The sequence below is a fragment of the Mycobacterium sp. NTMscope_Eco_3 genome, from assembly GCF_976985685.1.
On the sequence record NZ_CDRJYZ010000003.1, the window covers coordinates 1 to 21,033 of the forward strand.

The 21,033-nt window shown below is 64.7% G+C and carries 26 protein-coding genes and 1 pseudogene; 8 read left to right on the top strand and 19 right to left on the bottom strand.

Annotated elements, in window-relative coordinates; genetic code table 11:
• Nucleotides 1-49: 49 nt before the first annotated feature.
• Nucleotides 50-2,890, bottom strand: coding sequence for a MobF family relaxase (gene mobF, locus AC0KTM_RS29370; RefSeq protein WP_054586162.1), 2,841 nt, complete (start codon nt 2,888-2,890; stop codon nt 50-52).
• A 169-nt stretch (nt 2,891-3,059) separates the two neighbouring features.
• On the opposite strand from mobF, the gene AC0KTM_RS29375 reads away from it, so the two are divergent.
• Nucleotides 3,060-3,314, top strand: a complete 255-nt coding sequence (locus tag AC0KTM_RS29375) for an antitoxin VbhA family protein (RefSeq protein WP_238958577.1) — start codon at nt 3,060-3,062, stop codon at nt 3,312-3,314.
• Nucleotides 3,315-3,411: 97 nt separating this feature from the next.
• Here the strand turns inward: AC0KTM_RS29375 and AC0KTM_RS29380 are convergent, their stop codons facing one another.
• The 8 genes from AC0KTM_RS29380 to AC0KTM_RS29415 form a co-directional block, all read right to left on the bottom strand.
• Nucleotides 3,412-4,599, bottom strand: coding sequence for a helix-turn-helix domain-containing protein (locus AC0KTM_RS29380; protein WP_238958573.1), 1,188 nt, complete (start codon nt 4,597-4,599; stop codon nt 3,412-3,414).
• A gap of 256 nt (nt 4,600-4,855) precedes the next feature.
• Nucleotides 4,856-5,062 (bottom strand): hypothetical protein, encoded by a 207-nt coding sequence (locus tag AC0KTM_RS29385; protein ID WP_054586160.1) that lies wholly within the window; start codon nt 5,060-5,062, stop codon nt 4,856-4,858.
• Between the two features lie 219 nt (nt 5,063-5,281).
• Complete coding sequence (locus AC0KTM_RS29390) at nt 5,282-5,431, bottom strand: hypothetical protein (protein WP_225336993.1); 150 nt, start codon at nt 5,429-5,431, stop codon at nt 5,282-5,284.
• Between the two features lie 19 nt (nt 5,432-5,450).
• Nucleotides 5,451-5,753 (bottom strand): ribbon-helix-helix protein, CopG family, encoded by a 303-nt coding sequence (locus AC0KTM_RS29395; RefSeq protein WP_054585953.1) that lies wholly within the window; start codon nt 5,751-5,753, stop codon nt 5,451-5,453.
• Nucleotides 5,753-6,040: a transposase gene (locus AC0KTM_RS29400; RefSeq protein WP_225336992.1), complete on the bottom strand. Its 288-nt coding sequence runs from the start codon at nt 6,038-6,040 to the stop codon at nt 5,753-5,755. Before AC0KTM_RS29400 ends, AC0KTM_RS29395 begins: the two co-directional genes overlap by 1 nt.
• Nucleotides 6,041-6,326: 286 nt before the next feature.
• On the bottom strand, nt 6,327-6,635 hold the full coding sequence (locus AC0KTM_RS29405) for a hypothetical protein (protein ID WP_054585952.1): 309 nt from the start codon (nt 6,633-6,635) through the stop codon (nt 6,327-6,329).
• Entirely contained in the window at nt 6,632-7,417 is a 786-nt protein-coding gene (locus AC0KTM_RS29410) for a ParA family protein (RefSeq protein ID WP_054585951.1), read from the bottom strand. Before AC0KTM_RS29410 ends, AC0KTM_RS29405 begins: the two co-directional genes overlap by 4 nt.
• 195 nt (nt 7,418-7,612) lie before the next feature.
• Complete coding sequence (locus tag AC0KTM_RS29415; protein ID WP_054586228.1) at nt 7,613-7,921, bottom strand: hypothetical protein; 309 nt, start codon at nt 7,919-7,921, stop codon at nt 7,613-7,615.
• A 90-nt stretch (nt 7,922-8,011) separates the two neighbouring features.
• On the opposite strand from AC0KTM_RS29415, the gene AC0KTM_RS29420 reads away from it, so the two are divergent.
• Both AC0KTM_RS29420 and AC0KTM_RS29425 read left to right on the top strand, forming a co-directional pair.
• Nucleotides 8,012-8,572 (top strand): hypothetical protein, encoded by a 561-nt coding sequence (locus tag AC0KTM_RS29420; RefSeq protein WP_054586227.1) that lies wholly within the window; start codon nt 8,012-8,014, stop codon nt 8,570-8,572.
• A gap of 4 nt (nt 8,573-8,576) precedes the next feature.
• Nucleotides 8,577-8,915, top strand: a complete 339-nt coding sequence (locus tag AC0KTM_RS29425) for a DUF3024 domain-containing protein (RefSeq protein ID WP_054586226.1) — start codon at nt 8,577-8,579, stop codon at nt 8,913-8,915.
• Here AC0KTM_RS29425 and AC0KTM_RS29430 read toward each other — a convergent pair.
• Nucleotides 8,912-9,511 (bottom strand): recombinase family protein, encoded by a 600-nt coding sequence (locus AC0KTM_RS29430; protein WP_054586230.1) that lies wholly within the window; start codon nt 9,509-9,511, stop codon nt 8,912-8,914. The two genes, AC0KTM_RS29425 and AC0KTM_RS29430, sit on opposite strands and share 4 nt — an antisense overlap.
• A gap of 268 nt (nt 9,512-9,779) precedes the next feature.
• Here AC0KTM_RS29430 and AC0KTM_RS29435 point away from each other — a divergent pair, with 268 nt between their 5' ends.
• The 4 genes from AC0KTM_RS29435 (at nt 9,780) to AC0KTM_RS29450 (ending at nt 12,421) form a co-directional block, all read left to right on the top strand.
• Nucleotides 9,780-10,025, top strand: a complete 246-nt coding sequence (locus AC0KTM_RS29435; protein WP_082408911.1) for a ribbon-helix-helix domain-containing protein — start codon at nt 9,780-9,782, stop codon at nt 10,023-10,025.
• On the top strand, nt 10,012-10,320 hold the full coding sequence (locus AC0KTM_RS29440; protein ID WP_082408910.1) for a type II toxin-antitoxin system PemK/MazF family toxin: 309 nt from the start codon (nt 10,012-10,014) through the stop codon (nt 10,318-10,320). The genes AC0KTM_RS29435 and AC0KTM_RS29440 overlap by 14 nt, the downstream gene beginning before the upstream one ends.
• A gap of 746 nt (nt 10,321-11,066) precedes the next feature.
• Nucleotides 11,067-11,627: a lysophospholipid acyltransferase family protein gene (locus tag AC0KTM_RS29445; protein ID WP_161808164.1), complete on the top strand. Its 561-nt coding sequence runs from the start codon at nt 11,067-11,069 to the stop codon at nt 11,625-11,627.
• Nucleotides 11,628-11,638: 11 nt separating this feature from the next.
• On the top strand, nt 11,639-12,421 hold the full coding sequence (locus tag AC0KTM_RS29450; protein ID WP_161808163.1) for a patatin-like phospholipase family protein: 783 nt from the start codon (nt 11,639-11,641) through the stop codon (nt 12,419-12,421).
• Between the two features lie 325 nt (nt 12,422-12,746).
• Here the strand turns inward: AC0KTM_RS29450 and AC0KTM_RS29455 are convergent, their stop codons facing one another.
• Entirely contained in the window at nt 12,747-13,637 is an 891-nt protein-coding gene (locus AC0KTM_RS29455) for an extracellular catalytic domain type 1 short-chain-length polyhydroxyalkanoate depolymerase (protein WP_152981295.1), read from the bottom strand.
• A gap of 233 nt (nt 13,638-13,870) precedes the next feature.
• Here AC0KTM_RS29455 and AC0KTM_RS29460 point away from each other — a divergent pair, with 233 nt between their 5' ends.
• Nucleotides 13,871-14,251 (top strand): MarR family winged helix-turn-helix transcriptional regulator, encoded by a 381-nt coding sequence (locus AC0KTM_RS29460; RefSeq protein WP_338341764.1) that lies wholly within the window; start codon nt 13,871-13,873, stop codon nt 14,249-14,251.
• Here AC0KTM_RS29460 and AC0KTM_RS29465 read toward each other — a convergent pair.
• The 8 genes and pseudogenes from AC0KTM_RS29465 to hadC all read right to left on the bottom strand — a co-directional run.
• The gene (locus AC0KTM_RS29465) at nt 14,236-14,382 is read right to left on the bottom strand and encodes a hypothetical protein (RefSeq protein WP_225336970.1); all 147 of its coding nucleotides are present in this window, start codon (nt 14,380-14,382) and stop codon (nt 14,236-14,238) included. The two genes, AC0KTM_RS29460 and AC0KTM_RS29465, sit on opposite strands and share 16 nt — an antisense overlap.
• A gap of 96 nt (nt 14,383-14,478) precedes the next feature.
• Nucleotides 14,479-15,240 carry an ATP-binding protein gene (locus tag AC0KTM_RS29470; protein WP_054586254.1) on the bottom strand — a complete coding sequence of 254 codons (762 nt, stop codon included), beginning with the start codon at nt 15,238-15,240 and terminating at the stop codon, nt 14,479-14,481.
• On the bottom strand, nt 15,237-16,934 hold the full coding sequence (istA, locus tag AC0KTM_RS29475) for an IS21 family transposase (protein WP_054586253.1): 1,698 nt from the start codon (nt 16,932-16,934) through the stop codon (nt 15,237-15,239). The genes AC0KTM_RS29470 and istA overlap by 4 nt, the downstream gene beginning before the upstream one ends.
• Nucleotides 16,935-17,254: 320 nt before the next feature.
• On the bottom strand, nt 17,255-17,473 hold the full coding sequence (locus AC0KTM_RS29480) for a helix-turn-helix domain-containing protein (protein WP_054586171.1): 219 nt from the start codon (nt 17,471-17,473) through the stop codon (nt 17,255-17,257).
• A 37-nt stretch (nt 17,474-17,510) separates the two neighbouring features.
• A complete protein-coding gene (locus AC0KTM_RS29485; protein ID WP_054586170.1) occupies nt 17,511-18,995 on the bottom strand; it encodes a flavin-containing monooxygenase in 1,485 nt (494 codons plus the stop codon).
• A 213-nt stretch (nt 18,996-19,208) separates the two neighbouring features.
• Complete coding sequence (locus tag AC0KTM_RS29490; RefSeq protein ID WP_082408954.1) at nt 19,209-19,394, bottom strand: hypothetical protein; 186 nt, start codon at nt 19,392-19,394, stop codon at nt 19,209-19,211.
• 57 nt (nt 19,395-19,451) lie between these two features.
• Nucleotides 19,452-19,730: an ANTAR domain-containing protein gene (locus AC0KTM_RS29495; protein ID WP_161808173.1), complete on the bottom strand. Its 279-nt coding sequence runs from the start codon at nt 19,728-19,730 to the stop codon at nt 19,452-19,454.
• A gap of 634 nt (nt 19,731-20,364) precedes the next feature.
• A pseudogene (hadC, locus tag AC0KTM_RS29500) lies at nt 20,365-20,859 on the bottom strand ((3R)-hydroxyacyl-ACP dehydratase subunit HadC); the annotation flags it as partial.
• Nucleotides 20,860-21,033: the final 174 nt, after the last annotated feature.

Consider the following 21,033-nt stretch of genomic DNA (forward strand, 5'->3'; position numbering starts at 1 on the left):
CCTTATGGCATCAAAGACACTGAGACTGAAGGGGTTCCGGCGAAGGTCACTACAGTTCCAATCCGTAATCTCGACTCTGGCCGCGTCCGCGACTGCGGTGGCGGTGGTGGTTGATCCATTGTTGCTGGTCGAGGAGCCGGTCGAGGCGGCCGTCGCGCCACTGCTGGTAGGAGGCACGACGGCGCGCCACTCCCGCGGCACGCCGAGCCAGCAGGCTTTGCACCCGGGCGGGCAGCTGCGCGCGGTCCTCGGTTTGGGCGGCGACGTCGTGAGCGGTGCGGGGTTGCTCGTCACGGTGGCCGATGATGCCGCGCACCAGCTGGGCGGCCTGATGGCCACTGCCGCGGCGCGCCACATGCACCCCTGGCTGCTGGTCGGGGTGTTCGTGTTCGGTTTCGGTGCCCAGCCGCTCATAGAGGTAGGCGTGGTTGGCCTCGCGGCCGCGGGTCATGGCGACGTAGAGCAGGTTGCGGCGGGTGGCTTCGCTGAGCACGGCATGGGTGGTGTCGGCGGTGACGCCTTGGGCGGCGTGCACGGTGACCGCATACCCATAGCTGACATGCTCGCGCAGATAGTCGCCACTGAAGGCCACCCGGGCGCCGTCGTCGAGCCGGCAGGCGGCGATGCGGTCGTGGTCGGGGTCCACGGCCAGGACCTGCCAGCGTTGCCCGTTGCGCACCGGATCAGCGCTTGGATCATGGACCGCGCGGCTAGCCTCAAACAGCGGCATCGAGGGGTCGTTGCGGCGGCTGAGGATCACATCGCCGACCGCGAGCCGTTGCCCGCGCGCGGCGGCCACGGTAGGGGCGTCAGCGGCGGTGCGCTCGTCGTGCAAGCGCCGGTTGAGCGCGTCAACCATCTCGGTGGTGTCGGCGATCAGCAGCGCATCGCGGCCCGCGGCCACATCCGCTTTGTAAGCCATCAAAGCGTCGGCAGCCATGGCAATCGGGTCCCCGGTATGCAGCCGATCCTGGGCCCGATACCAAGTGACCGCGCGGCGCACCGGGGCCGGCCCGCCGTCCCGCAACGCCAGGGAGGCGGCGCGCTCGTTGGGGTCACGCATCCGCCACACCTGCGACAGTGTCTGGGTCCAGGGCAGGTCGGTGCACAGCTGGGCGAACATGCCCCCGCGGGCCTTCACCGGGGCGAGTTGGTGGGCATCGCCGACCAGCACGGTCTTGGCCCCCGCGGCGGTGGTGGCGGCCAACAGCTCACGCAACGCGTCGGTGCCGACCATGCCGGCCTCATCGACCACCACCAGCGTGCGGGGAGTCAACGTCAGCGTGCCCTCACGCAGGGATTTGAGGGCTTTGGCCACGGTCAGGCCGGTGTCGCCGGCACCTTCGCGCACCGCGACGTCGACGGCTTTGCCGGTCGGCGCCACCACCAGCACCCGCTTGCCGCTATTGTTCGCAGCCCTCCGCAGGGCGCGCATGGAGGTGGTCTTGCCCGCGCCGGCCGGCGCCGACAGCGGGCACACCAGCCACGGCAACCACGCAATCGTGCGCACCGCGCGCTGCTGATCAGCCGACAAGCCCGCCAGGTCGAACTCATGCAGCCCGAACAACTGCGACCGCTCCTCGCGTGCCCCCACCACATCCAACAGCAGCGCCTCTTCGGCCAAAATCCGATCCAGGGTGTAGCGCTCGTGCCCCTCACGCTGATGCGCGGCCCGCGGCCCAGAAAGCCGCATCCCCACCTGCTCCACACTGGCCTCGATCAGCTCCCGCGGAGTGCGAGTCTCACCCTCAATATCGACCGGCAACTGCGCACCGATCACCTCGACCAGATCCGCCCGGGTGAACGCCGCCTTCTCAATCCGTGCCGCGGCCGCGGCCAACCGTCCACGGTGAAACGGCGCCGCAGCTGCGGCCCGCCGGGCCGCACGCGCCGCAGCATGGGCGGCGCGATCCACCCCCAACCCGCGCGCATCTGCACGCCACTGCTCGACCAGCGCCGCCCACGCGAGTTGTTCGGGTTTGGCCGGGCGGGTGGCCTTCTGCGCAGCCGCCAACTGCCCCTGCGTCGGCCCCGCGCCCGGGTCGACGACGACCAAATGGCGGGCGGCCCACTCGCGTAACTGCGAGGCGCGCTGTGACCACGCGGCGATGCTGTTCGAGTCGATGCCGGCGATCTCGGCCATGCCCGTGTGCGGGTCCACCGGCGCCCACTCCAACCCCAAGGCGCGGTGCAGTTCGCGGCGCAACGTGGCCTGATAGATCACCCCCGCCGCGCGCGCTTCGTGAAACAGCGACGTGCCATCGATCGACACCAGCTTCCCGTCGCCGCGGGCCTGCCGGTTGGGCACCAACACATGGGTGTGCAGGTGCGGATCCCCCGCCCGGCTGGTCTCATGCTGATACGCCACCGCCACCAAACCCGGCAACCGCACCAAGTCTTTGTCCCCCGTGGCCGGGTTGTGCACCCGGGTGTAGCCGGCATGCTGAGCCAGATACTCCAGCGCCTCCGCGATCGCCGCAGTGTGCGCGGCCAGCACCGCTTTGTCGGCCACCTCATCACCGCGCAACGCCCGCACCAACGACACACTCTTAGGCGCACAAAACGTCAAATCAAACCCATGCACCGCACCCTTACCCAACCCGCGCCCGCACACCCCGCCCGGCGCCACACCATCATCAAGCCAACGCGCCACCACCTCCGGATCCGCCTCACCACCCGCCCGCGCAGCATCGCTCAACCCCACCAACTCGGCGACCGTATGCGCGTCGCCGGCACACAACCACACCGGGGTCCGGGTGTCCTTTTCGCTGTAGTACTCCCCCAACCCACCATTGGCCCGCGCGGCGTCTTTGGCCGCTTCACCCACCGCGCGCGCGGTGTCGTTGTAATAGTTGATCGACCACCGCGACAACTTCGCCATCGTCAACACCGGCCCATCCTCGCACACCCTTGTGCAAATGTGCCGGAGCGACACGCCGGGGCGGGGAGAATGGTTGCTGGACGGAAGGGTCCGGCAGGGGGCTGGGGGAAGCGCTGGTAGGCAGGGGATTTGACGGACAAGCCGGGTGGGATAAACCTGGGAAAGGGTTGCAGTGGCGATGGTGTGGATGACGGTGGCCGGCGGTGACGGCGACGAGCTCGCGGCGTTGTGGCGCCGCGTCGACGAATTATCGGCGGAGTTGGCGCCGGCGGATCGGCGCGCGGTGCGCAACGCCATCGCCGAGGGCGTCTTATCCGGCTGGCAACCCAGCGCCGACGACATCACCCGACTGGTCGCCTACGCCGCCGGCGATATCAGCATGGCCGACTACCTCACCCACCTCACCCAGACCGCCCGCCGCCAACGTTCCTAGCACACCTAACAACCCGATTTCCGGACGGGAGATTGCGCAGAGTTGTGCGCGGCGCGCACAAAGTCGCGCCCACAACTCTGCGGTTGAGCATCGCGATTCAGCGCTGCACCGGGCGCGCGGCGCGGGCCGCGCCGGCCGCGGCTTCCCGCGCCGCGGCCTCCTGGGCGGCCGCGGTGGTGCGGTTGTGCGCGCCGCGCCGCGCCGCGACCGCGGCGGCCGCCCGCGCCGCGGTGTGGCCCGCACCGCCCAGCGCGCGCCGGCCGGCCGCGCGGGCACGCAGGTGGTCGGTGTGCGCATCGTGCTGCGCGGCCAGATGCGCGCGGTGCGCGGCAGCCGCGGCGGCCTCGCGCGCCTCATCCAGGGCAGCGGGTCGCGCGTCGAGGTTGTCGCGGCCGTGCCAGGCCAGCATCGCGCCCAGCAGTCCGATCGGCTTGTGCGGGTTGTCCGGAATACGGTTGCCGGTGACGCCGGCCCAGTCGGCGATCAGCGCGTTGAGATCGCGCGCACTCCAGCCGTGCGCCGCGGGCGCGGCCAGTAGCGCGGCCCACGCATTGGCGCTGTGCCGGCGCGCCCACGGCGGGCTGTGGCGATCGGCGCGCCAGGCCCGCGCCAGCCCGCCGCCCCGGGCATCGGGTGCTCGGCGGTGCGGCGCGCTGTCTGGCCGGGGGTCCGTAGGGCCACCGGGGTCGGTAGTAACCACCTGCATAGGTGAGTTTTTATCCCTAACGGGACCGCTACGCAGGTGGGGTGACAGCCGATACACCCGACCGGTGAGCTGGGGGTGATCGTGCAGCGCCCACACCGACGCCCAGCCGCGGCGCCGGTCCCCCACCCGCCAGGACGCCATCCGCTCGGCCCGGGTGCGCTGCCGACCCCGCAGCACCTCAGTCGCCACACCCAGCAGCCGCAACACGGTGTCGGCACGCTGCACCGTACGCACGCTGTAACCGGTGTCGGCGGCCAGCCGCTCATTCGACGGCCGGCAGTTACGCCCGGTGGCGTAATCGGCATACCGTGCCCGCGCCCCAGCGACCGCCAGCAGCGCGCGCCGGCTGATCGGATTGCCCGGCATCACCGGCCGCACCTGCGTGTCGTAGCGGCAGTCAAAGGCCACCGGAACCGTCCACGTCACCCAACGCTGCAGCCGCCCGGTCCAGCACGGCACTCCCGCCCACGGCGCCTCCCCCAGCTCGAGAGTGATCGCCGCAACCGCCTCGGCCGCCTGCCGCCGGCGATAACCATGACCGGCCGCCGCCAACCGTGTTGCCCACGGCCGCGTACACACCAAACCACGACGCGGCCGCACCGACGAACACCCGCGATACGTCAGCGGGCTAAATTGCGAATCTGGTACGTCACGGTGCGCGTTACCTGGAACCTGACGCAGGTATGCGCTACCGTGAGACTTGCTTGTCAGAGCAAAGTCCCTTCGGGGAGAGCGGAAACCCTCGGCCCGCCAGCCGGGGGTTTCGCCGTTTATTGACTTGTCACATCTGCCCTGACAGTCATGGCTCCTAAGAGCGCGCGTCGGGCGCGGCTGTCTACATCGCCAGCGGCAGCGCCTCCTTGTCGAGCTCGCGAATTAGTTCGGGGCGCCCGACGTGTTGCGCCAACACGTCGGCGACGTACTGGCCCATAGGAATTCCGCGCTCGGCAGCCTCGCGCTTCACGATGTCGTAGACGACACGATGAGGCCGGGCCATGATCTGGGCGCGGTCGCCTTTGTGTGTGCAGCGCGATTGAGCCATGGCTGAACCATGCCAGTGCGAACGGCTGTTATCTGATAACGACACGCAGACGGCGAGATCTTTTTGTGATCAAGCTGCGCCGAGGGTGGCAGTGTGGTCGACGAGTTGAACTCGGCAGTGTTCAAAGGATTGGATCACCGGCAGCGAGAACGGATAGGCGCTGAAGTCGCCGATTGCGTTGCGCGCCAAATAAATTTCGTTAAGTACTTGGCATTCTGGTCAAGGATCGTCGCCGCCAGCTGAGAACCGTTCGGTGTAATCGGCCAGGTTGGCTTTGAAGTCACGGTACGCGGCGCGGCGTTCCTCGTCGGTGGCGTAGTCGTCGCCGTAGCGGTCCAGCCAGGCCTGCCAGTGCTCGGCTGCACTCATAGCTGGTGACATTTGACGCTCACCGAGTTTTGACGATGGACAGGTTGTGGTCGTGCAGCGCACTGATCAATGCGCGAGTGCCGTCATCGTGCTGTGGCGATAGTTCATGAGCAATGGCTGTTCGTACTACAGCGGACATAGGTAGACCACGTTCTTCCGCGGCTTCGCGTAGTTGCGTCATCTCCGCCTCGGTAAGCCGAACGGTCAGGATCGCGGCCTTATCGCGGTTGGGATGGGTGGCCGGCGCGGCGGCGTATTCGGAACTGTCGACGCCTTCCAGCTCACGGGCCTCGTGGAGAAGGTCGTTGAGTTCAGTGCTCATTACTTGGTCCTTCCTTGATAGGTGCGTTGGTCGGTGGAGTTGGCGCGCCAACAGTTGGCGCCGTAATGCTGGCCCTGGTGCTCGACGACGATGACGACAACGAGCCGACCGGCCGTAAGTGAATAGCCAATAAACCGGCTGCTCTTTCCGGAGCGGCTCTTGGGGTCCGGGATGAACGCCACGACATCGGGATCATCTAAAGCCTCAGCGGCCATCGCCACAGTGGTCTGGTGGTGAGTCCACATGTGGGCTATCACCTCGGGCGGCCAGATCATCTCAGCCAACACCACCTAATTGTAAGACATACGTATGACATTGCGACCTTTTGTTTGCCTCAGCGCTCGGTAAGTTGATTCAATCCACGTCCTTCCCTCGTACTGGCCCGCTCATCGTGCGGCGTGAGGGGGTGCGGTCAGGCTCGGCACCGCCGACCGCGTAGCGGCACGGCCTTGAGGGCACCCCTCACGCCGTTGAACACGATGTTGGTCGAGGGAAGGACTCTTCGGTGACCTACGAAGCGGTGATGGCTTGTCAGGCTTCCAGGAGCTATGCGAGCTAGCAGAGCTATCTGTGCTAGCAGCTTCGCTGTTTCAGGTAGTCGTCGATCGCCTGATCAGTGATGGAGGCGATGCTGATGGTTCGGTCGCCGGTTTCGTAGCGGAGCTTGTCGACGGCTTTGGTGAGGCGGGATTTTACTGAGGGGCGGATGCGGACGTTGTGCTGTTCGCTGAGCTTTTCCTCGGTTGGCGCGGTCGCAATCTGCGCCGCCGACGAGGCCGGCCTGGCGGGGGTCGGCGCCGGCGTCGTGCTTGGTCGGTCGGGAATGGCGTCGGCGGGGTGGCCGGTGACGCGGGTGATGGCGGGCTTACGGGTAGTGGTCATGCGGCCGCTCCGATACTGATGCCAAGTTCGTCGAGGAGGTCGTCGTAGGCGACTTGCAGGCTAAGGGCGCGGCCGCCTCGGTATTTGTGCATGGGTACTTCGGCGCTGTGGGCGTCCTGGCGCGCGCCGAGGTCCGGAATGACGGTGTTGGCGACAAGACCGCCGTAAGCGGCGCGCAGTTCACGTTCTCGATCGATGTGTTCGCCCTTGTTCTGGCGTCGGGAGATGATGATTTTGGCGAATTCGAGGCGGGGGTTTGGCCGTACTTTTACTTTCTCAATGGTGGTTTCGAGGCGGGCCACCCCTTTAACGGAGTCTTTGGTCGGTTCGGTGACTGCGTAAACGTCGTCGACGGTGAGCAGGACGGCAAAAAGGAGCTTGCCGAGGCTGGGTGGACAGTCGAAGAGCACTGCGTCGTAGGCGGATAAGTCGAGTCCTTCGAACGCGACGTCTAAGCGGAAGACGAGGTCGGACGCGCCGCTGGACTCGGCGTTAGACAGGTCGAGGTGCGCTGGGATGAGGTCGATGCCGTCCCAGTCGGTGGCCACGACGGCATCGATAGCTGATCCCGGTTGAGTGCGATCCATCAGGTCGGCGGTGGTGAGTTGGCCTTCGACGGTGTAGATGCCAAGGCCTTCAGTGGCGTTGGCCTGCGGATCCATGTCTACGACGAGAGCTTTGCCGCCGCGATGACTGATGGCGCTGGCCAGCCCAAGCGCGGTGGCGGTTTTGCCGACGCCGCCCTTTTGGTTGCACAGCGCGTGGCGTTTGGGTTGTTGCATGGTCAAATCCTCAATTCCTGGCCAATTGCCGCGACCGCTACGCTAGCTAGCGTAGCGCACATAGCTACGCTAGCAGCGATAGCTATGTTAGCTTGGTCAACTAGCAAAATCGTTCAGGATTGCTCTCGCGTGTCCCGTTAACGAAGGTTTTTGGGACCGTGGAAATGTTTGAGGTGACGGAAAGTCAGGCACGGATCACTCGCGTTGTCGCGGTGTGACCCGTTCCCACCAGTTGATCGTTTCGCCGTCAGTGGCCATCCGATCGAGGATGCCGGCGATCATCTCGATGTGTGTTCCACCGCCACCGGACCAGCAAAATTTCCATAGCTCGCGGGCGGCTTGGTGATAGTGATGGATCGTCTCGTCGACGGTGTAGGCGTCGAGCTGGCCGGCGCGGTAGCCGTCGATTGCAACCGCAATGTGTTCGATGAGCTCACCGAGTCGCGCTTCGTGATAGCCGGCCACGGTTGTCCTCGCGGCCCGGCGTTCGGCCTTTGTTCCCACAACAGGACGATACCGATGCGCCCCTCACCGGCGACGATTCCGACACGTCGACACCGCTGTAGATCGCCCGGCCCGGTACAGTCCTGCACAGTGTTGGTCAGCGACCTAAATCATTTCCTGGACTTGCCCGACGACGTCCCCAGTCCCGCGCGTCGCCTCGCCGAGCACTTCGGCACCATCGTCCGGGCTGCCACCGCCAGCCACGGTGCCGGCGATCTGTGGACCAGCGCGCTGCCCTGCCCGGGACGGATCACCATTGCGCGGCGCGAACCGCCCGCACCGATTGCGTGGCGGTGCAGTGTCTGCGCTGACGAGGGAGTCATCAGCAACTGGGCCGACTCACCGTATGACCTGCGCCGCCGGCGGCTCACCGCAGCCGCCGCCCCGGTCCACGAGGTCGTCACCGCCGATGAAGTGGCCGCCGCGCTGCGCGAGCTGGTATTGCTGGACCCCGACTGTGAACGGCTGGTGTTCGGCATGCGCGCCCACCCCAAGGGCGCCGCCCTGCACGCCACCGCCGACGACCTCGACGAACTGATCGGATTTTTTGCCGCCGAAGCCAACCACGAACCCAACCGCCGCCGCCAACAGCGCCTCGATGCCGCCTTTGACGCACTGAGCACCGCGGCCCAAAAACTCAACGGCTGGTGATCCGATGGCCCTGCCCGACCTCGACGTCGCGCGAGTACAGCGGTGGTGCGCTGACCGGGTGCCCGAGCACGCACGCCACCAAGTACGCGTCGAATGCGACGCCGCCCCAAAACATCTCACGATCATCGAGCGCCGAGCGCCCTGGCGCGAGGACTATGGACCGCACTGGAGCAGCTTTCCCATCGCCCGCCTGCGCTACACCGCTGCGACCAAGGTGTGGACGTTGTACTGGCGCGACCGCAACCTGCGCTTTCACCGCTATGACTCCATAGAGGCCTCGCCACATGTCGACGACCTGCTCGCCGAGATCGACCGCGACCCCACCGGCATCTTCTGGGGCTAACTCCCCAGGCCGTGTACCGCAGGCGCAGCAGGAAGTGGGGACGAGAGATAACGGTATGCTGTGGCCCGCCCAATCCCAAAGGCCGAAGCCAGCTCGCGCACCGGTTCACCAGTGGCAGCCAGTCGGCGCAACTGTTGTTGCCGTTCCGGGCTGAGTTTGTAGGGCTTGGTGGCCGGCAGACGCCGGGCTCGGCGGGATTCGCGTGATGCGGCCCGGCGTTCCCGACCCAGCTCCAGTTCCAGTTCAGCCAGCGTGGCCATAATCGCCGCAACCGCGCGCCCGGTCGAGGTGGCGGTGTCGATTCCTTCACGTAAGGCGCGTAACACGATTCGCCGTTCGCCGAGTTCGGCGATGGTGCGGGTGACTTCGGCGACGGATCGGCCGAGCCGGTCGATCGCGGTGACCACGACAGTGTCGTCGGCACGGGCGTAGTCGAGCATGGCGGTCAGCCCGGGCCGGGCTGTCTTGGCCGACCCGGACAGTTTGTCGGTGAAGATCCGCCCCGGCTCGACGCCAACGGCGTTCAATGCGGCCAGTTGGGCGTCGAGGTCCTGGCCGGTGGTGCTGACCCGCGCGTAGCCCAGAATCGCCGTCACCGGCACACCGTCTCACAGCCTGCGGCACACCAGATTCGAGACACGCCGGTGCGGGACAAGAAACGAGACGGCCCGCGACAGCGCGAGCTGCGGAGATTCTTTTGGAATGACTCCAATCTGGACATTCCCGAATCTTTAGATTCGAGACATCGGGACTCCTCGCCGAGGTCTGGCGGGGCGATTGGTGCGGCCGCGATAACCTCGGCCGGCAGCCCTGGCCTACGTGTCGATCTCGCGCCGTCATACGGTCTAAGATGGTTGTATGACAATGGTTAGCTTTCGCGTCGACGACGAGGACGCGGCCGCGGTCGAGCAGTGGGCACGTCGGCTGCACATCGATCGGTCTGAGTTGCTCCGCGAGGCACTGCGACGCCACCTGGCCGAGCTCACGGCAGACCAAGACGTTCAGGCATACTCCGAGCAGCCCGTGACGGATGATGAGAAGGCCCTCTCCGAGATCGCCGATTGGGGACCTGCCGAGGACTGGGCTGACTGGGCCGATGCGGCGCGGTGAACTGTGGTTCGCCGCGACACCCGGCGGCGACCGGCCCGTACTTATTCTCACGAGAGATCCGGTTGCTGACCGGATCGGCGCGGTCGTCGTAGCCGCATTGACCCGCACCCATAGGGGACTGGTTTCCGAGCTAGGACTGACCATCGCCGACGACCGTGTACCAAGCGATTGCGTTGTCAATTTCGACAACATTCATACGCTGCCGCGCGCCGCGCTCCGACGCCGGATCACTCGCTTGTCTCCGGCACGGATGCACCAAGCCTGCCGAACACTTCGAGCAGCCACCGGTTGCTGAAACTTGTTATCCGAGACAGGATCTGATCGCTCCCCAATCTCTAGAAAAGAGCACAGGCGTACCCCAAACGGGTTGTCCGAAGTTCATAAGTTTCGTTGCCGTAAATTTGATCTATGTCACGGAGCTCTGACTTTGAGGTTGGTCAACACGTACGGGTTTACCCTGGCAGCAGCGACGAACGTTCCGGCGTAATCGTCGAAGACTTTGGCGATTCATCTGGATACGTCGTCACCGTCGGAAACACTCGCATCGCCGAACCAAGCCGACGATGGGCAATCGAGCTCGACGACGGAAACCTTATCTTTGCTGACGGCACCGATCTCCAGAGATCTCAAGACAAGATCTGATCGGCCTTATTTCTTGCTCGATTATCTGGACATTCTGGCGCGCCTGGCAAGGCCTTGCCGCGACTTGGTTCGCCACCCCGCGTCAGGTTCAAACAGCTACCAGTCGACTATCGTCGGACTCATGGGTGAGTCACCGGTCGACGATGCGTCCGCGGAGGGCAGAGCTGCTTGGATGACAGTTTCTGTGCACCCGGAGACGCCTACGCCTTGATGGAGCGGTCGTTGCCGCGTACTTGCGTCTCCTGGCGCACTGTGCCGACCTTTATTGCGGGCGCGGTGGCGACATTGGCGGTCGCGATGTTCCTAAGTTGTCACGGATCAGTTCGATCGGGGTCGGAGGTGGCTGACCGCGCTGTGCGGTGGTGGGCCAACGTATGGTTGCGCGCTACAGGAGCGCGGGTGATCGTGCATGGTCTCGATAATGTCAGCGGGACAACGGGCTATGTTGTGGTGTCCAACCACGAGTCGAATCTCGACCCGATGGTCCACCTGAGCGCATTGCCGATCTCTTTGCGCATTCTGACCAAACGTGAGCTATTCCGCATCCCTGTACTTGGCTGGTTGATGCGAGTAGTCGGGATGGTGGAAGTCGATCGGCGTTGCGCGGATCTGAAGCAGATCAACGAAGTTGCTGCTGGATGTCTGGCGAGTAGCCACTCCCTTTTGGTGTTTCCGGAGGGCACGACGTCGACTGGTCAAGCGGTTGATAGGTTCAAAGACGGCGCATTCGCGATCGCAGTGATCAATCAGGCGCCGATCTTGCCGGTCACTATTCACGGGAGTTGCCGGGTGTGGGCGCGCGGTGGCACGGCGATCCATGCCGGGGTGGTTCACGTCATCATCGGTAAACCCCTTGCGACAACCGGCCTTACCCACTGCGATGTAGCGATACTGCGTAATCAGGCGCGCGACATCATCGAGTCGACACACCGTGATCTGGTGTATGGAGCGGCTCGCTAGGAAAGGTGACGGTGAGGGAGAAAACACCCGAACGTGGGCCCCGGCTTGGTCTCGTGCTCGGCGGCGGTGCCGCGCTTGGTGCCGCGCATGCCGGTGTCGTAGAGGTTCTCGACCGGGCCGGGCTCTCCTTTCCCGTCGTGGCGGGCACTAGCGCCGGCGGCTTGATCGGAGCTGGCTACGCCGCGGGGCTGAGCAGCCGCGTCATAATTGATGTAGTCCTCAACGCAACGTGGGGCGATATCGCGAAACTCAACCGGGAGCGGCGGTGGGGTCTGCTCGATACGTCGCCGCTAGAACAGAGCATCGAAAAGCACATAGAAGTAAGCAGGATCGAGGATCTACCGCGCCGCTTCGGTACGGTAGCGTGGGATATTCGCGCTCGGGAGGCGGTGCTGCTCACCGAGGGGCCGTTAGGCTGTGCATTGCGCGCTACGAGTGCAGTCCCAGGCCTGTTTCCGCCGGTGCGCATCGGCGATCGGCTGCTCGTCGATGGGGCTATCGCTGACAACCTGCCGGTACGGGCCGCTCGCCTTCTCGGTGCAGATCTGGTCGTCGCCGTCGATGTCGAACGCGGCGTCCTGCGGACGGCACGCCACATGTTGCGTGGGGCTGGACGCCATGCAACGGAGGTCAGCAACGGCCACCCGGCGGAGATAGTTATCCAACCGGACACCAGCGGTGCACCGCGCTGGTCAGCAAAAGCAGTGCCCGAACTCATTGCTGCAGGACAACAGGCCGCCGAAGCCGCGTTGCCCGACATCGCCACCGCGATCGCAGACGCGCGCAAAAGTTAACTCGGAGGAAGTTCGGGTGTGAAGTGGCGGTGCCGACTTCTTCCAGTACCCGTTGGGTAACGGCAGAGACCAGCTGCATCAGCATCGTCTGGATCTTGTACCTGGTGACACGATCCTTACCGACACCCCAAGTTTGCGCGGCGCGCCCTTCGACATCGCTGAACGCATCGAGGAACTGCTCGATCAGACCGGCTTTGTTATCCACCGTTGTGACCGCTACCAGCCCGTGTCCGCCTTGAAAGAGGCCAAACTCCGAAATCGGCGTTCCCGCTGACCAAATCGATGCCCACCGTGGCGAAAGGGTCGTCGTGGCGACCCATGCAGGCTAGCGTGCGTGGGCGGCGAAGAAGTCCCATGAACTCTGCGACTGATCAAAAGCTGTTGTGGTGGGCCCAATGATCACCTTTGGCAGGTATTGGGGACCGCCGGGCCAGGTGTGTCCGCCACCGTCGACGCGCATGAACACGACGCTACTGCCGGCTGCGCACGACGGCGAGACGAAGCGGTCCACAGTCATTCCATCGCTGCCCTGTAGCGTGTCCTCCAGGGGATCGCCCTGGCAGCTATTGATGTCGCGCCACCGATCGACCATCGCGGGTGCCGACATGATCGTGCTCCTGCCGCCTCGGCCGGTCATCGTGCCGCCATCGAACGGCACAATCGGGTCGGCGGTCCCGTGTGTTTCGAACACCGCCACCGGACGAGACGGAGCGCATGTGATGTTGGTACCGAGGGTGCCTGACACGGGCGCAATGGCGGCGAAGGCATCGGCGCGCTCACAGGCGAGCCGATTGGTCATGAAGGCTCCGTTGGAAATTCCGGTGGCGAAGACATGGCCTCGTGGAATGCCGAAGTCGTTGACGAGCTTGGCGGCGAGCGCGGTGAGGAAGCCGACATCGTCGACGCCGCGCCGATCAGGTTCTGATGCCCCACGGCCGTCGGCCCAGTTCTTGTCGATGCCGTCGGGGTAGACCACGACGAACCCATTGGCGTCAGCGACGGCGTCATAGTGGGTGAGCGTGGCTTGCGCTCTTCCGGTCGAGCCGCCGCCGTGCAGGTTGACTACCAGCGCTTGCGGGTGGGTGACACCCGCCGGCGCATGCACGGTGTAGGTGCGCGTCAGCCCACCGTAGGCGAGCTGACCGGATTCGTCGGGATTAGCCATTGCGCGACTGACGCAGGAAGCGGCACCGAGAATCGCGATGGCGCAACTCATTGCGATGGCAGTGGTGCGGCGTGGGGAAGGGCATCTACCGACCCGTTGGTGCATTCTGGTAAAGATACTTTACTAACTTGAAGGGTGCAGAGCTTGTGTCGAAATCCACGCCGCGGCGCGTCCGGGCACTGAGTACCCAGTCCGCAGTCCCGCCGATCGGCGGGAGCGTCGATGTCGGGTTACTTCCGCTGACGGCATTGGTGGCCCGGCTTACGTATCAGATCAGCAGGTCGTTGGCTGACGCATACAAGAGCCAAGGTGTCACCGCCCAGCCGCTGGACGCGTCACTATTCGTGCTGCTCGCCCAGGGCGGTGCGCGGCTGACCGCCGTAGCCGAGCGCCTGGACACCTCGAAACAGGCACTGAGTTTCGTGGTGAGCCGTCTCGAGCGCGACGGCTATCTGGTGCGAGTCGATGATCCAGAGGACAAGCGGGCGAGGCAGATTCAACTCACTGACGCCGGCCATCGGGTAGCAGCCATTACCGCTGACGCGCTGCGCCGGATTGAAGTCCGTTGGCGATCACGCCTAGGAGAAGACTGGCCTCAACTCCGTGCCGCGCTCGCTGACGTCGTCGCCGAATCGGAGCGGAGCACGCATCAGACCATGCCGTGAGCGATTGCGGTGCCCTCCAGCATCGGCCGTCCCAGACCTTGCTGACCCGCCGACGCTCCCGGCGGAGTGCGCACGCACACCTTGCCGAACGCCTTGGCCACGTCGATGGCGCATACCCGCTCGATGATCAACTCGTGCTGTTTAGCCGGAGTTTTTGGTAGCGGGTGCGTGACGAAGTGGTAGCGCGGGCGCGGGGATCTGGTAGCGGTCCCCGCGCCCGCGTTCGTTCATGTGGAGTCGGTGTGGTGGCTGTGTCGGCGCATGTTGGGTCCGTCGAGTTGGACGAGCTCAGCGGTGGAAACGATGCGGTTGAGGATGGATTCGGCGATGACGGCGTCGTGCAGGGATCGGTACCAGTCTTCGGGGTCGAATTGGCTTGTCACGACGGTGGATCCGCGGCCTTCTCGGGCGGCGAGGATGTTGAGCAACTCGGCGGCGGTCTCGCCGGTGATCGGGGTGGTCAGGAAGTCGTCGAGGACGAGGACCTCGCAGCTGTGCACGCCGGTGAGAAACGTCAGTCGTTGGGTGTCGCGGCGTTGGTAGACGGCGAGCTGGTTGGCCAGATCATCGAGGCGGAAATATCTGGCGGTGTAGTCGCGCCGGCAGGCAGCGTTGACCAGCGCTTGGGCCAGATAGGACTTGCCGACGCTGGATTTGCCGAGGATGACCAGGTTGGTGGTGTTATCGATCCACCGGCACGCGGCGAGGCGATTGATCAAGTCGCGGTTGAGGTTTCGGCCGTCGAGGTAGTGGATGTCTTCCACGCACGCGGCCGGGTTCGGGGTGCGGGAGGCTTTGAGCAGTTTGAGCACGCGCCGCTCGGTGCGGGCGGTGGTCTCCTGTTCCAGGGCATGGCGGATCTTCTGGGAGAAGCTCCATTGGTCACAGGCGGGGTCGTTGGCGATCTCGATGACGGCTTCGCCGAACGCGGTCATCCGCAGTTTGGTGAATAGCGGCATGTCATCGACGCTGAGGTGTTGGTCATTCATCGCCGGACTCCTGCCGCGGCGTCATCGCCACCATCGTCGGCGCGCCGATCGCCGGTGGTGAGCGCGTCAAGGCTGAATGCTTTGGCCCCGGCCAGATGCGCGCGGCTGGTGTCACGGCCGCCGGCCCGGGCCACGGCGCCGCCGGTCCTGGGCACGGGCGTGATCGGGCCACCGCCACCGTCGTCGCTGGTGGTGGTGGGGCGTTGGCCGGCGGCGGCGCGCAGCGCGCTGATGCGGTGTTTGACCGCGGTGTAGGTGATCGGCCGGTTGGGGTCTTCGGCGACGAGCTCCCGGCAGGCCGCCTCCAGCAGCGCTCGGTTCTGGCTGGAGCGTTTGCCCAGGTCCAGGATGTTCATGCACGACCGGTAGCCCTGGGCTTCGATCGCCTTGCCGTCGAGCAGCCTCGTGAGCGCTGCCGCCGTGGCCGGACCCACCTTGGCCCCCTGGCGCAGGAAGTAGCCGCGGGTCCACAGCCCGGCCACCGACTCATAGTGCGGGGGCGCGTGCTCGGGGTCGGTGACATAGCCGTTGCGGTGCCGGCCCTGCTGATGGACCGCGATGATCTGCCCGTCGGCGAGCACCTCGATCGCCGTGCCGACGATCCGCACGTCCACACCGAGGCCGGCGAATCGGTAGGGCACTGAGTATTTGATGGTGCCGAGCTGGATATGCCAATCCCGGTGGACCTTCGCCTTACGCCAGGTCACCGGCTCCCACCGCTGCGCCGGCAACGCCATCAGCTCATCGCGCTCATGGGCGTCGAACCAGTCACGCCGCGACCGCGGCTCCCCGCGAAACGGGGTGCGGTCGTTGATCGCCTCGACCTGTGCGGCGACTGCATCGTTGAGGTCATCGAGGCAGGCGAACACCCGATCGGCCAGGAAATGAATTACCCAGTTGGTGACGACCTTCACCCCAGCTTCGGCGTTTCCCTTGTCCCGCGGGCGATTTGAGCGTGTCGGCACCGCCGCGGCCCCGTAATGTGCCAGGAAATCCGCATACGAGGCGTTGACCTCGCGGGCCCGGTCGGCGCGGCTGATCTGGTTCGACGCCGTCGAAGCGTTGTCCGGGACAATCACCTGGGCGACCCCGCCGAAGTACTCGAACGCCCGCCGATGCGCATCGCACCAGGCGGGCTGTTTCTCATCGAGGTAGCCGTAGGCGAACACCATGCCCGAAAACGGCAACGTCGCCACGAACACCGGTACCGGTGTCACTGCCCGAGTGATCGGGTCGGTGACCTGCATCGCCGTGCCAGCCCAATCGACCTGCATCGTATGCCCGGGCACGTGGGCGATCGGCAGACTCAGATCGTTGACCCGGACGTGCTCGGTGACGATCTGGCAGAACCGCTCATACCCGTAGAACCGGGCACCCGGGGCGGCCTCGGATTTCAGGTACCGGCCCCACAGCACCTTCAGCGGAGGCTTCTTACGGCCCAACCGCGCCGTGACGACCTTGTCGATGTCGACCGGCACGAACTCGCCCACCACGCTCTTGCGGCCATCAGCGAAGAGACGATCCAGATCCTCGGCCGACAATCCCGCGACCTGCTCGGCGGTGCTCAGCTGCTCGTCGTCGAGCACCCGGCGGGCCCGGGCGATCGCCCGATGCGAGCACCCCGCCATCGCCTCGATCTGCCTATAGGCCAGCCCCTGCACCAGCAGGCCCATCACATACCGGTAATCCGTCATCGGCAGAAGATCCCTCTCGCTTGCCGCGACCCCTGCGGTCACGGATGAAAGCGATCCTCCACAGCGCTACCAGATACCCGCGCCACCGCTACCAGATAGTTACACAGGTGCTACCAGAAGTGCCGACTTAACACTCGTGCTGGCAACCCAAGCCCATTTTCACGCCTGCGAGGCGTCCCGAAAACGGAACTTGGGGCTCAAATCTAGAGATTCGGGACAGGACAAATTGGATTCGTCCCAGAAAAGTGTTCGCAGTTCGCGCTGTTTCGGGCTGTGATCTTCGGCGGTGTGTGGCGGTGAATCTTCAGCGATAAATGGCGTCACGTGACCCCACCGCCAGCTGGGGCCTTGCCCAAGTGCCGGTAGATGGTGGGTCGGGTGACGTCGAACTCGGCGGCGATCTGGGCGACGGTGTAGCGGCGCTTGCCGTGTTCGTCTTTTTCGTCATACATCTGCGAAGCCAGCTTGACCTGGCGAGGACCCAGTTTGGGTTTTTGCCCGCCGGCGCGGGCCGCGGGCCGGCGCGGCGGCCAGCCCATCCATCGTGCGCTCCGACATCAGGGCGTGCGACAGCGGTTAGCTGATGCGGTAGGCGGACAAGGGGAAATTTGAGCCTTCGTGGACGGCGTTGCGAGTTGAGGTGGGGCGCAGCAGGATCGCTTCGCCAGCGTGGTTGAAGTAGTAGGACCGCGAGGTTGCACAGTTGCCGCGGTTAAAGACCGTGTTGTCGAGCTTTTTGGTCATCCGCTCCAGAAATGCGGCGCTGGCATCATCAGTGACCTCGAAGGTGGTCGCGCCCCGGCGGCGCACCTCGGTGAACAGGCGGTGCATGTGTCGCATCTGGTATTCCATGATGTTGAAAAACGACAACCCGGAGTGCGCGAACGGACCAGCCAGGCTCAGGTAGTTAGGAAAGCCGGGGATCGACACGCCCTGGTAAGACTGGAAGCGGTTGTCGCGCCACCACTTACCCAGGTTTCGGCCGTCGCGGCCGATCACTTCGATGGCCGGGAAATTAGCGTCCCACAGGTCGAAGCCAGTGGCCAGCACCAGGGTATCGATGCGGGTCTTTTGCCCGGCGGCGGTGACAATGCCGTCGGGTTCGATGCGTTCGATCGAACTGGTCTGCAGGTGTACGTGAGGTTTGGTGAAGGCGCGGTAGTAGTCGTTGGAGTAGGTAGGGCGTTTGCAGCCGAAGTCGTAATCCGGGGTGAACTTGGCTCGAAGTTCTTTGTCTCGGATCGAGATGAACCGGTTGATCTTGGCCAGATCAGCCGCGGCAATGTTGACCCGGCGAAAGTACCGATAGTTGAGCACCGCCGAAACCATGCCCAGCTCGAACAGGGCGTCGGTGATAAAACGCAAAGTTCGTTGTACCCACGGCGCCCTGGCGAACAGCCGCCGGATGAGTGGCGGGATGGCGAAATCGAGCTTGGGCACTACATGGATCGCGGTGCGCTGGTAAACGGTCAGATCGGCGGCTTGTTTGGCTAGTTCGGGAATGAGCTGCACCGCGGTCGCGCCGGTGCCGATGACGCCGACGCGCCGGCCGGTGAAGTCGTAGCTGGGATCCCAGGCGGTGGTGTGGATGACCTTGCCGGCGAAGTCGGCGATGCCGCAGATGTCGGGGGTACGCGGTTGGGATAAAAACCCAGTCGCGGTGACCAAATACCGGGCGCTCAGCGTTTCACCGCCGGATAGGCTCACCTGCCAGCGGTGGTCGTCTTCATCCCAGCGTGCCCCCTGCACGACGGTGTTGAACCGCATGTGTCGGCGAACGTCATACTTGCCGGCGACGTGCTCGGCGTATCGCTTGAGCTCCACACCGGGTGCGAACAGCCGTGACCAGGACGGATTGGGTTCAAACCAGTACGAATAGGTGGTCGATGGCACGTCCACCGCCAAGCCCGGATAGCGATTCTGATGCCACACCCCACCCAAGCCGGTCTGGCGATCCAGGATCACGATCCTGTCGACGCCAAGTCGTCTGAGCTGGATCGCCGCACCGATTCCGCCGAAACCAGCGCCAACAATGACAGCGTCGTACTGCTCCGTACTCATCTAAAACTCCGCTCGCTACCGCTGACAATGCTCGGCCAGCCCACCCCGTCTACGATCACAGTTCGCCCCCGGCCGGATCTACCCGGACAAACACTGATACCCAGCGCAGCCTGCGTGCAAGACAGGAGACGCGTCGCAGATCTCTAACAAACGAGACGCTGGCGTTTCTGCGGCAGGGCTAACTTGCGCTGGCGATGCTGCGGCCGCCGGTGCTCATGCGGTGCGACGCAACCGTAGAACGTCGTGGACGACACAACCGACACGGTCGGCGGCTTCAGCGGCCGACAACGCCGGATCAAGCAAGATTTGCAACTCCTCGGCAGTAAACGCCGGTTTAGCATCCCACGGCGCCACATCCCATCCGGTTTCACCAAAGCCGGAAAACAACTCCTTGCGCATCACTTTCCTTCACAAAAACAAACGACAGGACTGAATATTTCGGTGTTGTTTCGCGTGTCAAAGGCCGGTAGATGTCGCCCCGGTACCGGCCGGACTCAGCAGTGAACGGCCGAACACACCACCCCACGTCGAGGCCGCGGCGTCACAGGCGCCCTGATCGGAGCGGTGCCCGCCGTCGAAGGACGCCAGAGCCACCAGCGCCCGAGCGAGTGCGAAAACACCGACGCGATGGCGTTGGGCCACCTCGACCAATTCGGCAAGCGCTTCATCTAAGGTGCACCCCCGTGTTGCAATCAGCACACCCTTGGCCACATCGAACATCCGCGCATCCGACATGCCGCCACCATCATGGGTCATCTGCCACCGCCTCGTTGACGACACCGTTTCTCAAGGTTCCTGGCACAGGATGACCCTGCCAGCCCATCCCAAACCTCTTCTGCCACGGTGTGGTCGGGCCGCATGGAAGAAGGGTATTCGGCTACGGTTATCGCCGCGTTATCTCCGATCGGCGCACAAGTTACATGACCTCAGCCCCACGCCGGTGGCACACCGACCCGTTCGGGGGCCGCTGTGCTGGTCAAACTACCGCGTGGGGCGAGGGCCCGGTGTCTGGTGACAAAGGAGCGGCGGCATGGCGTCGCGACTGCCCAGAATGCCGGGAACTTTTGGCTCTGGCCCGACGACTGCTCGTCTGATGCAGTGGAGTGCGGGCCGGGAACGAAGTCCAAGCGACCCATGTCGCAACCGACCGCCGGTACCGGACGAGACAAGTTCTGATCTGATCACGCTCGTTTGTCTACAAACGAGACCCTGGCGTTTTTACGGATGCGGCGGCCGGAGATGTAATCTTCGGCCGCTTTCAACCCACTGCCGGGCGCCGTGCCATGGGCTGCGGGTCAGGCACGCCGGAGCCAGGCCCCGACATCAGCGCCTCCTCGTCGCGCTGCTGCGTGTCGCGGCTCGGTGGGGTGGTTCTGATGACTTGGCCGGTTGCGGTGTCCCATTTGAGCTGGACGGAGTCGGTGGCTTCGTGACCCATCATCGTGGTGTAGGCCTCTAGCACGAGTTCTCCGGCGTCGTTGGTGCAGAGGTTGCGGGTGACGACGGTATCGGCGCCGAAGCGCTCATCGACAGACTGGATTTCCATCCGGGCGTGCAGTACCTCACCGGCGATGATCGGCTTGTGGAAGATGAACCGCTGGTCGACTTGCACGATCTGCGTTGTTTCGTAGCCGGTGTCGACGCTGCGCATGAAATCGTTTTGGACCAGCTTGGCGAAGATGGTGGCGAATGTCAGCGGCGCGACGATGCCGTCGTAGCCGAGTTCGGCGGCCGCCTTGTCGTCCAGGCAGGCTGGATCGTCGGCCTTGATCGCCTTGGTGAATTCTCGGATCTTTTCCCGGCCTACTACATAGGTGTCGGGGTACGTCCGTACCATCCCACGGATGTCGGTTTTAATCGCCATGCGTCGAGCACTCGCATGGGGCAGACTGAGGCAAGGTCATTGGCGGGATCTCCTTCGGTGTGTGCTTGGCGGTACACACATCGACGATCTCGCCGACGATGCTCACCCACAGCCGAACCTGCCTGCGCTATCGCATAGACTCAGGGACCTAAGCGGACGACGAACCTACCTCAA